At 68.5% G+C, this 11785-nt stretch carries 12 protein-coding genes; 9 read left to right on the forward strand and 3 right to left on the reverse strand.

Features of this window, described 5'->3' with window-relative positions; genetic code table 11:
• Nucleotides 1–128 precede the first annotated feature (128 nt).
• Genes G6N46_RS26815 through G6N46_RS26830 form a run of 4 tightly spaced genes read left to right on the forward strand, consistent with a single transcriptional unit; the run spans nt 129 to nt 4122 of the window.
• A complete protein-coding gene (locus G6N46_RS26815; RefSeq protein ID WP_110783718.1) occupies nt 129–1523 on the forward strand; it encodes a sugar transferase in 1395 nt (464 codons plus the stop codon).
• Between the two features lie 37 nt (nt 1524–1560).
• The gene (locus tag G6N46_RS26820; RefSeq protein WP_061000770.1) at nt 1561–2790 is read left to right on the forward strand and encodes a lipase family protein; all 1230 of its coding nucleotides are present in this window, start codon (nt 1561–1563) and stop codon (nt 2788–2790) included.
• Nucleotides 2780–3583, forward strand: a complete 804-nt coding sequence (locus G6N46_RS26825) for a biotin--[acetyl-CoA-carboxylase] ligase (protein ID WP_061000768.1) — start codon at nt 2780–2782, stop codon at nt 3581–3583. The genes G6N46_RS26820 and G6N46_RS26825 overlap by 11 nt, the downstream gene beginning before the upstream one ends.
• Nucleotides 3584–3603: 20 nt before the next feature.
• The gene (locus tag G6N46_RS26830; protein WP_061000766.1) at nt 3604–4122 is read left to right on the forward strand and encodes a PH domain-containing protein; all 519 of its coding nucleotides are present in this window, start codon (nt 3604–3606) and stop codon (nt 4120–4122) included.
• Here G6N46_RS26830 and G6N46_RS26835 read toward each other — a convergent pair.
• The gene (locus tag G6N46_RS26835; RefSeq protein ID WP_061000763.1) at nt 4077–4691 is read right to left on the reverse strand and encodes a GtrA family protein; all 615 of its coding nucleotides are present in this window, start codon (nt 4689–4691) and stop codon (nt 4077–4079) included. The genes G6N46_RS26830 and G6N46_RS26835 overlap by 46 nt on opposite strands.
• An 83-nt stretch (nt 4692–4774) precedes the next feature.
• Here G6N46_RS26835 and G6N46_RS26840 point away from each other — a divergent pair, with 83 nt between their 5' ends.
• The 4 genes from G6N46_RS26840 to G6N46_RS26855 are packed head-to-tail and all read left to right on the forward strand — an operon-like array spanning nt 4775 to nt 8550.
• On the forward strand, nt 4775–5992 hold the full coding sequence (locus tag G6N46_RS26840) for a 5-(carboxyamino)imidazole ribonucleotide synthase (protein WP_268815738.1): 1218 nt from the start codon (nt 4775–4777) through the stop codon (nt 5990–5992).
• Nucleotides 5985–6497 (forward strand): 5-(carboxyamino)imidazole ribonucleotide mutase, encoded by a 513-nt coding sequence (gene purE, locus G6N46_RS26845; RefSeq protein ID WP_138250080.1) that lies wholly within the window; start codon nt 5985–5987, stop codon nt 6495–6497. The genes G6N46_RS26840 and purE overlap by 8 nt, the downstream gene beginning before the upstream one ends.
• An 11-nt stretch (nt 6498–6508) precedes the next feature.
• Nucleotides 6509–7333: a class I SAM-dependent methyltransferase gene (locus G6N46_RS26850; RefSeq protein WP_061000759.1), complete on the forward strand. Its 825-nt coding sequence runs from the start codon at nt 6509–6511 to the stop codon at nt 7331–7333.
• A 56-nt stretch (nt 7334–7389) separates the two neighbouring features.
• Complete coding sequence (locus G6N46_RS26855; RefSeq protein WP_073696554.1) at nt 7390–8550, forward strand: acyl-CoA dehydrogenase; 1161 nt, start codon at nt 7390–7392, stop codon at nt 8548–8550.
• 9 nt (nt 8551–8559) lie between these two features.
• Here the strand turns inward: G6N46_RS26855 and G6N46_RS26860 are convergent, their stop codons facing one another.
• Both G6N46_RS26860 and G6N46_RS26865 read right to left on the reverse strand, forming a co-directional pair.
• Nucleotides 8560–9288: a TIGR03089 family protein gene (locus G6N46_RS26860; protein WP_135355358.1), complete on the reverse strand. Its 729-nt coding sequence runs from the start codon at nt 9286–9288 to the stop codon at nt 8560–8562.
• 2 nt (nt 9289–9290) lie between these two features.
• Complete coding sequence (locus tag G6N46_RS26865) at nt 9291–10727, reverse strand: LCP family protein (RefSeq protein ID WP_135355468.1); 1437 nt, start codon at nt 10725–10727, stop codon at nt 9291–9293.
• A gap of 135 nt (nt 10728–10862) precedes the next feature.
• Here G6N46_RS26865 and G6N46_RS26870 point away from each other — a divergent pair, with 135 nt between their 5' ends.
• The gene (locus G6N46_RS26870; RefSeq protein WP_133426913.1) at nt 10863–11780 is read left to right on the forward strand and encodes a glycosyltransferase family 2 protein; all 918 of its coding nucleotides are present in this window, start codon (nt 10863–10865) and stop codon (nt 11778–11780) included.
• Nucleotides 11781–11785 lie beyond the last annotated feature (5 nt).

The following is an 11785-nucleotide window of genomic DNA, read 5'->3' on the forward strand; positions in this document are numbered from 1 at the left end:
TGTCAGTGGCAGAAGAACTCTACGTTCCCGAGGCTTCTCCCGCGCGTCCCGTAAGGGCCGTCGCGCCTTTAGCTGACCGGGCCTGGCAGACGCGTTACCGCTGGTGCCTCATCGCATTCGATCTGGTCGTGGTCGTGTTGGCCCTGGCGAGTGCCCAGTTCGTCAAGCTCGGTACACCGGACGCCTCCCTGGAATTCACCTCGACGTATCTGCACGTCTTCTCGTACTACTCGGTCTTGTCGCTGTTCGTCGCCGTGATCTGGCTGGCCATGCTGGCCGCGTACCGCACCCGCTCGCCGCGCATCGTCGGCGCCGGTGTCGAGGAGTACCGCCGGGTGTTCTCCGCGACGCTGGCCACCGTCGGCATCATCGCCGTCGCACTGATGATCTTCCGCCCTGAATACGCTCGCGGCTACTTGGCCGTCGCGCTGCCGCTCGGCCTCGTCGGCCTCGTGGTGGGCCGGACCATCTGCCGCCGGGTGCTCGCGCGGCTGCGCCGGCGCAACAAGTGCGTCGCCAACGTGCTGGCGGTCGGTGACCCGCGCGCCGTGAGCAACCTGGTGCAGTCCCTGCACCGCGAGTGGTGGTACGGCTACTCGGTCCGCGGCGTCTGCCTCACCGGGCGGCCCGCCGGCGGCACCTTCGAGGTGGCGGGGGTCGGCGAGTTGCCGGTGCTCGGCAACGAGACCCAGGTGTCCGACGCCATCACCCAGGCGGCCTTCGACGCCGTCGCCCTGACCACCACCGATCACCTCGGGCCCGAAGGCATGCGCGAACTGTCCTGGGAGCTCGACAAGGTGGGCATCGACATGGTCGTGTCCCCGAGCGTCATCGACGTCGCCGGCCCCCGGCTCACCATGCGCCCCGTCGCCGGTCTGCCGCTGATCCACGTCGAGCGTCCGCAGTACAGCGGGACCAAGAAACTGCAGAAGCGCGCGTTCGACGTCTTCGTCGCTCTGTTCGCGCTCACCGTGACCTCGCCGCTGATGGTGTTGTCGGCCATCGCGATCAAGCTCACCAGCCGTGGTCCGGTCTTCTACCGCTCCGAGCGAATCGGCTTGGACGGCAAGCCGTTCCAGATGACGAAGTTCCGCACCATGGTGCAGGGCGCCGACCGCATGGTCGACGACCTGATCAGCCTGGACCTCAACGAGAGCGGCAGCGGGGTGCTGTTCAAGATTCACGAGGACCCGCGCGTCACGCTGGTCGGAAAGTACCTGCGGCGCTACAGCATCGACGAACTGCCGCAGTTCTTCAACGTGCTGCGCCGCGATATGAGCGTCGTCGGGCCGCGCCCGCCGCTGCGCCGTGAATTCGACACGTACAACGAGCAGGTGCGCCGCCGGCTCCTGGTGCTCCCCGGCATCACGGGGCTGTGGCAGGTGAGCGGCCGGGCCGACCTGTCGTGGGAGGACTCGGTACGGCTCGACCTGTCGTACGTCGAGAACTGGTCCATCACCAACGATCTGCTGATCGCGGCCAAGACCTTCCGCACCATCATCGGCGGTTCTGGCGCCTACTGACTCCGGACGGGCGACCGTCGGTGAATAATCCCCTTTGATGCGTAAAGCCCTGCCGTGGATAGTGGTGGCCGTCCTGGTCGTCGGTGCTCTGACCGCCGCGACCTACCTGCGACCGCTGGCGCTGATCGGGACCTCGAAGGTCCTCGACATGTTCATTCCGCTCTCGGGCGCGCCGGAGCCGATCGGTTCGGCCGATCTCTCCGGCTCCGGCCCGGGCGCCCTGCTGTCGGCGACGACCATGCCGGGGGTCACCAGCACCTTCACGGGACAGGGGATTCGCGCCGCCCGCGTGGTGTATCACTCCACCTCGGGTGACAGCGGCGCGCCGACCGTCGTCTCGGGCGCGGTGCTCACGCCGCTGGGCCAGGCGCCCAAGGGTGGCTGGCCGGTGGTGGCCCTCGGGCACGGCACCCTGGGCATCGACAACAACTGCGGACCGTCGCTGTCGCCGACCCTGATGAACCTGCTGCCCATCGCGAAAGTGGTGATCAATCTCGGGTACGCCGTCGCACTGGCCGACTACCAGGGGCTGGGCGTCAAGGGTGTGCACCCGTACTCCGACGCCCGCACCGCGGGCCTCAACATGATCGACGCCGTCCGCGCGGCACGGCACGTGTTCGGTGACATCTCCACGACGTGGGCGGCGTTCGGCGACTCGCAGGGCGGCGCGGCGGCCTGGGCCGCCGACGAGCAGGCCGAGCCCTACGCCCCGGAACTCAATCTGGTGGGTGCGGTCGCCGTGGCGCCCGCCGCCGATATCAGCGGTCTGGTGGCGAAATCGCAGACCGGCACGTTGACCAGCGAGCAGCGGCCGGTGCTGCAGGCGCTGATCGAATCGCTGGCCCGGTTGCACCCCGACCTGAACCGTGATGAATACCGGCACGGCGGTGCGTCGCGCTACTGGAACGTGCTGACGGACTGCAGTGCCGGCGCGGCCTACAAGCGTGCCGTCGCCGCCGGACAACTCGGGCCGCGCGACTTCCTGCCGGTGTCGCCCGATGCGGCCCAGCGGTTGCAGAATCTCTTGCAGGCGTGGGCAATTCCGCAGCGACGGCTGACCGCGCCACTGTACGTCTGGTACGGCGGTCAGGATCCGTTCATCGATTCCGCCTGGACGAAGGCGGCCATCGGGCGGGCCTGTTCGCTCGGTGGCACGGTGACGACAGAGTTCGACCCGCAGGGCGGCCACAACCCGCCCGCGGCGCAGGAGATGCTCGACTGGATGGCGGATCGGTTCGCCGGGAAGAAGGTAACCAATGACTGCTGAGCTGCTGCCGCTGGACGCCGCGGCGATCCAGGCGTCCGTCGGTGACGGCTGGCGCGTCGAGGTGGTGGCCGAAACCGGTTCCACCAATGCCGATCTGGCGGCGCGGGCCCAGTCCGGCGAGAACGTGGCGGGTGTGGCGCTGTTCACCGAGGACCAGACCGCGGGCCGGGGACGCCAGGGCCGCAGCTGGACGGCGATGCCGCGGTCGCAGATTCTGATGTCGATCGGGGTGGACACCACCGACGTGCCGAGCGAGACCTGGGGCCTGCTGTCACTGGCGGCGGGGGTGGCTGTCGTCGAGGCCGTCGCCGAGGTGGCCGGCGTGCAGGCCGCACTCAAGTGGCCCAACGATGTGCTGGTGGGCACCGGCAAGCTGGCCGGGATTCTCGCCGAGGTCGCGGCCCCGGCCGGGGAGCCGCCCGTCATCGTCGTCGGTATCGGTCTGAACGTGTCGCTCGCCGCCGCCGAACTGCCCGACCCGGTGGCCGTGTCCCTGTTGAGTCTCGGTGTCGCGCAACCGGATCGGCAGCGGCTGGCGGTGGCGCTGCTGAACCGTCTGCACGCCCGCATCGCCGAGTGGCGCGTGGGCGGGAACGTCGAGCTGTTGGCCGTCTACCGCAAGCACAGCGCCACCCTCGGACAGTCGGTGCGGGCCGAGTTGCCCGGCGGGCGTGAGGTGGTCGGGCCGGCGACCGACATCGACGCGGGCGGTGCGCTGGTGATCGATTCGGCCGACGGCGACGTGGCCGTCTCGGCGGGCGACGTCGTCCATTTGCGTCCCGCCGCCGGCTGAGCACCGCCTAGAGTCTGGGTATGGGTTACCCGGACAACGTGCTGGCGGCCGACGAACATGTTGTGCTGCATCGGCACCCGCACTGGAAGCGCCTGATCGGGCCGGTGCTGGTGCTGCTGGTCGCGACGGCGCTGGCCGCTTTCCTCGCGGCGGTGGTCAATCACACCAACTGGGATTCGAACGCCAAGAACATCATCTTCGCGGTGGTCGGCGTGGTCTGGCTGGTGGTGATCGGCTGGCTCACCGTCTGGCCGTTCCTGACCTGGCGCTCAACGCATTTCGTGATCACCGACCGGCGGGTGATGTTCCGGCGCGGCGTGCTGACGCGGTCGGGTATCGACATTCCGCTGGCGCGCATCAACAGCGTGGAGTTCCGGCACCAGCTACTGGACCGGATACTGCGCACCGGCACGCTGATCATCGAGTCGGCATCGCAGGATCCCCTGGAATTCCATGACATTCCGCGGGTGGAGCAGGTCCACTCGCTGCTGTATCACGAAGTCTTCGACACCTTGGGTTCCGAGGAGTCGCCCAGCTGAGGGTCGTCGCCGAGTTCGTCGTAGGCCTCGGCGAAACCACCGGCGGTGATCGTCGCCTCGAGCGTCATGTCGGGTGCGTGCTTGGCCATCTCATCGGGGAACACCCAGCGCCGGAAGGCCCAGAACCGGAACGCCATCTGCAGCAGGTTGCCGATGATGTACGCCGACACGAAGTCGGCGATGTTCTCGACGGTCAGCGACACGTTGGGCTGGCGCAGCTGCAGCACGTAGCTGGACACCCACAGCGGGGCCATGCTCAGCAGCACGCCGACGCCACTGACCGCGAAGAACAGCAGCGCCTCGTGGTGGCGCAGGCGGCCACCGCGGTTCTGGAAGCTCCATTCGCGGTTCAGCACGTACGACGCGATGACCGCGACGATGCCGGCGATGATCTTGGCCGTCACCGGCTTGGGCTCGAGCACCGTGAGCTTGAGGGTGTAGAAGATGCCCGAGTCGATGACGAACGTCGTGGCGCCGACGATGGCGAACTTGATGAGCTCGTGATGCCGCTCGGCAAACGGCCGAATCACTCGGGGGAGCCGCGCGATCGTGGCCTCGGTGAACGACATAAGCGGCCAGTTTACGGAAAGTACCTGCATTTCACGTACCCGTGCAGGTAGGGACGCCCTCGGCGCGTGACAAACTAGGCGCCGTGACGCAACCCCCCGTCGTGGCAATGATCGGTGGCGGCCAGCTGGCCCGCATGACCCACCAGGCCGCCATCGCACTCGGTCAGACCCTGCGGGTCCTGGCGGTTTCCGCCGACGAGCCCGCCGCCCAGGTGAGCCCCGCGGTGGTGCTGGGCTCGCACACCGACCTCGAGGCGTTGCGCCAGGTGGCGGCCGGTGCGTCGGCCCTGACGTTCGATCACGAGCACGTGCCGACCGAGCTGCTGCAGACGCTCGTCGCGGACGGCGTCAACGTGGCCCCGCCGCCGTCGGCGCTGGTGCACGCGCAGGACAAGTTGGTCATGCGCCGCCGGCTGGCCGAACTCGGCGCGCCGGTGCCGCGCTACCGCGAGGTGGCGTCGACCGCCGAGCTGGATGCCATCGACGAGCTCGCCGCTGAGACCGGTGGTGCGCTGGTGGTGAAGGCCAGCCGCGGTGGTTACGACGGCAAGGGCGTCACGCTGACCGACGACGTCGCGCAGGCCCGCGCCGCCGCCGAGGGCTACCTGGCCGCCGGCGTGGCGGTGCTGGTGGAGGAGAAGGTCGCCATGCGCCGCGAGCTGGCCGCGCTGGTCGCCCGCTCGCCGTTCGGGCAGGGCGCGGCGTGGCCCGTCGTGCACACCGTGCAGGAGGACGGCATCTGCGTCGAGGTGATCGCGCCGGCGCCGCAGCTGGACGCCGCGTTGGCGACGGCGGCCGAACAGCTCGCGCTGCGGATCGCCGATGAGCTCGGTGTGGTCGGCGTGCTGGCGGTCGAGCTCTTCGAGACGGTCGACGGCGCGCTGGTGGTCAACGAGTTGGCCATGCGTCCGCACAACTCCGGGCACTGGAGCATGGACGGCGCGACGACGAGCCAGTTCGAGCAGCACCTACGCGCGGTCCTGGACTACCCGCTGGGGTCGACGGCACCGCTGGCGCCGGTGACGGTGATGGCGAACGTGCTCGGCGCGCCGACTCAGCCGGCGATGACGATGGACGAGCGCCTGCACCACCTGTTCGGCCGGCTGCCCGAGGCCCGGGTGCACCTGTACGGCAAGGGGGAGCGGCCTGGCCGCAAGATCGGTCACGTCAACATCGTCGGCGCGCCGGGCGGCTCGCTCGATGACGCGGACTACGTGGCCGACGTACGCGAGCGCGCTGTGCGGGCCGCGCATTGGTTGTCGCACGCTGAGTGGACCGACGGATGGAGTGGACATGAGTGACCGGGTGGGACCGCGCGTCGGCCTGATCATGGGCAGTGACAGCGACTGGTCGGTGATGGAGGACGCGGCCACCGCGCTCGCCGAGTTCGAGGTGCCGTTCGAGGTCGGCGTGGTGTCGGCGCACCGCACGCCGCAGCGCATGCTCGACTACGCCAAGTCCGCCGCGGACCGCGGCGTCGAGGTGATCATCGCCGGCGCCGGTGGCGCCGCGCACCTGCCCGGCATGGTGGCGTCGGCCACTCCGCTGCCGGTGATCGGGGTTCCGGTGCCGCTGGCCCGCCTCGACGGCATGGACTCGTTGCTGTCGATCGTGCAGATGCCCGCCGGCGTGCCGGTGGCCACGGTGTCGATCGGCGGCGCGCGCAACGCGGGCCTGCTGGCGGTACGCATCCTGGGGTCGGCCGATGCCGCGCTGCGGGCCCGGATGCAGCGCTTCCAGGCGGACCTGGAGCAGATGGTGCTCGACAAGGACGAGGCGCTACGGAATCGGTTGCTGGGCAAGTAAGCTCACGATCGATGAAATCTTCATTCGCGCGGTACCGCAGCGTCGGCCACAAACTCGTCACGGGATTCATGGAGCCGGAGGTGCTCCTGGTCGCCGGTGCGCTGGACGAGGCCCAGCGGGCCAGGTCCGTCGGCGGCGCGGTCGCCGAGATCGGCGTGCACCACGGCAAGCTGTTCATCGGCCTGAACCTGCTGCAGCGGGACGACGAAAAGTCCGTTGCCATCGACATTTTCGGCGACCAGGACCTCAACATCGACGGTTCCGGGGCCGGTGATCTGGCGAAGTTCACCAGCAACGTCGACGTCTGGTCGTCCATGGACAGCGTGGTGATCCACCAGGGTGACTCCACGAAGCTGACCCCCGAGGTGCTGCTGGAGGAGGCCGGCGGGCCCGTCCGGTTCTTCAGCGTCGACGGTGGCCACACCGAGGAGATCGTCTACAGCGACATGCAGCTGGCCGAGGCGACCCTGGCCGACGGCGGCATCGTCATCGCCGACGACGTCTTCAACGAGTTCTGGCCCGGCGTGGCGGTGGGCACGCTCAAGTATCTCGATGACGGCGCCGGCCTGGCCCCGTTCGCGATCGGCTTCAACAAGGTGTTCTTCACCCAGCCGGAGTTCTGCGACTACTACCAGGCCGAACTCGAATCGGCGGCACACCGCTCGGCCCGCATCCAGCACACCACCTCGGTTTTCGCCGGGCACCCGGTGCTGCTGCTGGGCCCCGTGACGGCCGTCGACGTGCTGCGCCGCAGCGAGACGTTGCGCACCGTCTATCACCGCACTTACCGCGAGCTGGTCCGTGGGCTGCAGAAGGTGTCGGGTCAGGGGCGGTAAAGTTACCGGCGAGTAGCACCCCGCATCTCGCCACATGGGCAGGCAAGGAGCCATCAATGTCTATCGGTAACCCGTCATTCGATCTGTTTCAGCTGCCGGAAGAGCATCAGGAGCTGCGTGCCGCCATCCGGGCCCTGGCCGAGAAGGAGATCGCCCCGTTTGCCGCCGAGGTCGACGAGCAGGCCCGGTTCCCGCAGGAGGCCAGTGACGCGCTGACCGCGTCCGGTTTCAACGCCGTGCACGTGCCCGAGGAGTTCGGCGGCCAGGGCGCGGACTCGGTGGCCGCCTGCATCGTCATCGAGGAAGTGGCCCGGGTCGACGTGTCGGCGTCGCTGATCCCCGCGGTCAACAAGCTCGGCACCATGGGCCTGATCCTGAACGGCTCCGACGATCTCAAGCGCAAGGTGCTGCCCGATTTGGTTGATGGCGCGCTTGCTTCTTATGCGCTGTCTGAGCGGGAGGCCGGCAGCGATGCCGCAGCGATGCGCACGCGCGCCAAGGCCGACGGTGACGACTGGATCCTCAACGGCGCCAAGGCGTGGATCACCAACGGTGGCAAGTCGAGCTGGTACACCGTGATGGCCGTGACCGACCCCGACAAGGGCGCCAACGGCATTTCGGCGTTCATGGTGCACATCGACGACGAGGGCTTCTCCATCGGCCCCAAGGAGCGCAAGCTCGGCATCAAGGGTTCGCCGACCACCGAGCTGTACTTCGAGAACTGCCGCATCCCGGGTGACCGCATCATCGGCGAGCCGGGCACGGGCTTCAAGACCGCGCTGGCGACGCTGGATCACACCCGTCCGACCATCGGTGCACAGGCCGTCGGTGTGGCGCAGGGTGCACTGGACGCCGCGATCGCCTACACCAAGGACCGCAAGCAGTTCGGCAAGGCGATCAGCCAGTTCCAGGGTGTCGAGTTCATGATCGCGGACATGGCGATGAAGACCGAGGCGGCCCGCCTGATGGTCTACAACGCCGCGGCCCGCGCCGAGCGTGGTGAGGGCAACCTGGGCTTCATCTCGGCGGCGTCGAAGTGTTTCGCCTCGGATGTGGCGATGGAGGTGACCACCAACGCCGTGCAGTTGTTCGGCGGTGCCGGTTACACCGTGGACTTCCCGGTGGAGCGCATGATGCGCGATGCCAAGATCACCCAGATCTACGAGGGCACCAACCAGATTCAGCGGGTCGTGATGTCCCGCGCCCTGCTGCGCTGACGTCAGGCGCTACAGGTCGGCAGTGACCTTCTCCGTCGCGCGGCGCCGCTCCAACGCGCCCGCGTCGGGGTTGGCCACCTGCACCAGGGAGGCGCCGCCGGCGAACACCGTCAGCAGATTGGCGACGAGTTCGTCTGGGCTGCCCCACGCGGCCGTCGACAGCAGCCGGGTGCCGGTGGTGAATCCCTTTGCCGCCGCACCGTTGCGGGCCGCGGCGAGGACATCGTCGACCGAGCGGTCGGCCAGGGCCGGACCAGGGTTCCGTTCGGGCACGATCTGATCGCCGTGCACCCGAACGGATGTCGCGTAGTCGGTGACGCCGATCGGTAGGTCGGGGACCGGCTTGCCGAACGGATCGAGCGACAGTACGACGACTTCGCCTGCACCGGTCTCGTCGGCCGCGTCGATGCGATCGGCCGTGCACAGCGCGATATCGCAGCCGGATGGGATCGATTCTCCGGCTGTGTCTTTCAGCAAGACTTCCGCGCCGATGTACCAGATGCCGAACAACACGCCGGCCGTCTGCCAGTGCGCGGGCAGCAGCACCGCGACCCGGCTGCCCGGACCTGCGCCGAGTTCGTCACGCAACAGGTTGGCGGTCTTGGCGGCCCAGTTGCTCAGTGTCACCGCCGACAGCTCGATGCGCTCGCCGGTGGCATCGTCGTAGTAGGTGATGCGCGGCCCGGCCGGGTCGTCACGCAGCAACGGGTCGAGGATCGCGCTGGACAGGTTGGTCACGGTCAGTCCACGCACTTGGGGTCGGCCGCGCCCGCGGTGATGATGGGTGACGGCGGGACCTGGGTGGTGGTGCCGGAATCGGTGGTGTCGGAGGCGGATTGCGTCACGGTGTGGCTACCGCCGTCCAGGCCGGAACCAGGGCCCGCGTAGTCGTGCGAAAGCACGACCCGCACCGCGCCGCTCGGCACGGAGGCGTTCTCCACCACCGGCAGATTGCCCAGCTGTTCGGCGATGGCCTTGGCTCCGAGGTCGTCGGACTTCGCGGCCTGGATCTGGCTCGACGTCACGTGGTCGGCCTCGTTGTTGCCGACTTTGCCTGCGACGAAGCCCTTTTCGGTGAGGACCTCCGACACCGCCGCGGCCAGTCCGTTGATGTCACTGTCGTTGACGACGTCGACGGTGGTGTTGCCGGGGGTGTACGCGAGCTTCTCGGTCTTGCCCTCGGCCTGGTCCTGCAGCAGACCGGCCACCCACTGCTGCACCTGTGCGGGGTCGACGCGCACGACGCTCTGGGTGCCGTCGTCGCTCCAGCCGTCCTCGGCGAGCACCGGGATGGTGGCGAACGCGACGTTGCCGCCCGCCAGCTTCTGCATCTGCTGGACGAAATCCATGATGTCCCAACCATCGGACAGCACCACCGACCGCTGCACGGCGCTGCGGAGCCGGCTCAGGGTGCTGGGGCTGGACAGCGTCTGCCCGGAGATGATGTCGTGCGCCAGCGACGCCATGAAGACCTGCTGGCGCGTCACCCGGTCCAGGTCGCCGCGGGGCAGATCGTGCCGCTGCCGCACGAAGCTCAGGGCCTGCGGGCCGTTGAGTTTCTGCCAGCCCGCCGGGAAGTTCGCGCCCGACAACGGTTCGTCGACGGCGTTCTTCAGACACACGTTGACGCCGCCGAGGGCATCGGTGATCAAGGCGAAGCCCAGCAACCCGACCTCGGCGTAGTGGTCGACGGTGACGCCTGTGAGCTTTGCCACGGTTTTGATTAGCGCCTCGCGGCCGGCCTCGACGGCTTTCGGCTCGGCGGTGGCGGCGTCCTCACCCTGCTCCTCGACGAGTTCCTTCATCTTCTCGAGCTTCACCTGACCGAAGACACCGTTGATCTTGGTCTTGCCCAGCCCCGGCGCCTGCACATAGGAGTCGCGCGGGATGGAGATGGCGGTGGCCGAGCGCCCGTTGTTGGGGATGCGCACCAGGATGATGGTGTCGGTGTTGGTGGACACGTCGTCGCCGGCGCGCAGCGTCGCGAGTTCGTCCTCTGACAAGGGATTTCCGTGCGCGTCGGTACGGCTGTCCATACCCACCAGGAGGATGTCGACGGCACCGTCGTCGCCCCCGCCGCCGAGGGCCGCGGTGCTGATGCGGTTGATGCCGGATTCCAGCGAACGCAGGCTGCTCCAGGCCACGCCGGTGCCCACCATCACGAGCACCGTCGTCATGACGGCGAGGATGCGGAACAGTCGACCTGGCACCAGGACAGGCTACTGGTGAGCGCTTGCCGTGGCCGGTAGCCCGGGGTTCGGCGGGTCACACCCTGGTGCGGGTACGGCCGTCGGCCCGCTAACCTCTAGGCCGTGATCGAGCAGCCATCCGTACCGCAATCGGATCGCCCGCTGCTCGTGGTGACGGTGACGTATTCACCCGGCGCGCATCTGGACCGTTTCCTGAAGACGCTGGCCCACGCGACGGAACGCCGCCTGCTGGTGGTGATGGCCGACAACGGCTCGACCGACGGTGCGCCCGAGTCGGCCCTGGAGCGCTACGCCGACGTCGAGTTGTTCCGCACGGGCGGCAACCTCGGCTACGGCACCGCGGTGAACCGCGCCGTCGCGGCCTACCTCGACACGCCCGACAGCGTCGTCGACCAGGAGTTCTTCGTCGTGGTCAACCCGGATGTGCAGTGGGGACCGCACAGCATCGACGAGTTGTTCGCCGGGGCGGCGCGGTGGCCCGCGGCCGGTGCGGTGGGTCCGCTGATCCGCGACCCCGACGGCTCGGTCTATCCGTCGGCGCGGCATCAGCCGAGCCTGATCCGCGGCGGCATGCACGCCGTGGTGGGCCCGTTCTGGAAATCCAACCCGTGGACGGCGGCCTACCGCCAGGACCGGCTGGAGCCCAGTGAACGCGCCGTCGGCTGGTTGTCGGGCTCGTGTCTGTTGTTGCGCACCAAGGCGTTCCGGCAGATCGGCGGATTCGACGAGAACTACTTCATGTACATGGAGGACGTCGACCTCGGTGACCGGCTCGCGCAGGGTGGCTGGCAGAACGTGTACGTGCCGGCCGCCGAAATCCTGCACGACAAGGGACATTCCACAGGACGGGACCCGGCCCGCAATCTGGCCGCGCACCACCGCAGTACCTATACATTCCTTGCCGACCGGCATCCGCACTGGTGGCAGGCCCCGCTGCGGTGGACCATCAAGTCGGCGCTGAACGCGCGCGAACGCGCGGTGGTGGGCAATTCCAGGCGTAAGCGCCGTCGGGCGAACTAGGCTAC

Source organism: Mycolicibacterium phocaicum (assembly GCF_010731115.1).
GTDB lineage: Bacteria > Actinomycetota > Actinomycetes > Mycobacteriales > Mycobacteriaceae > Mycobacterium > Mycobacterium phocaicum.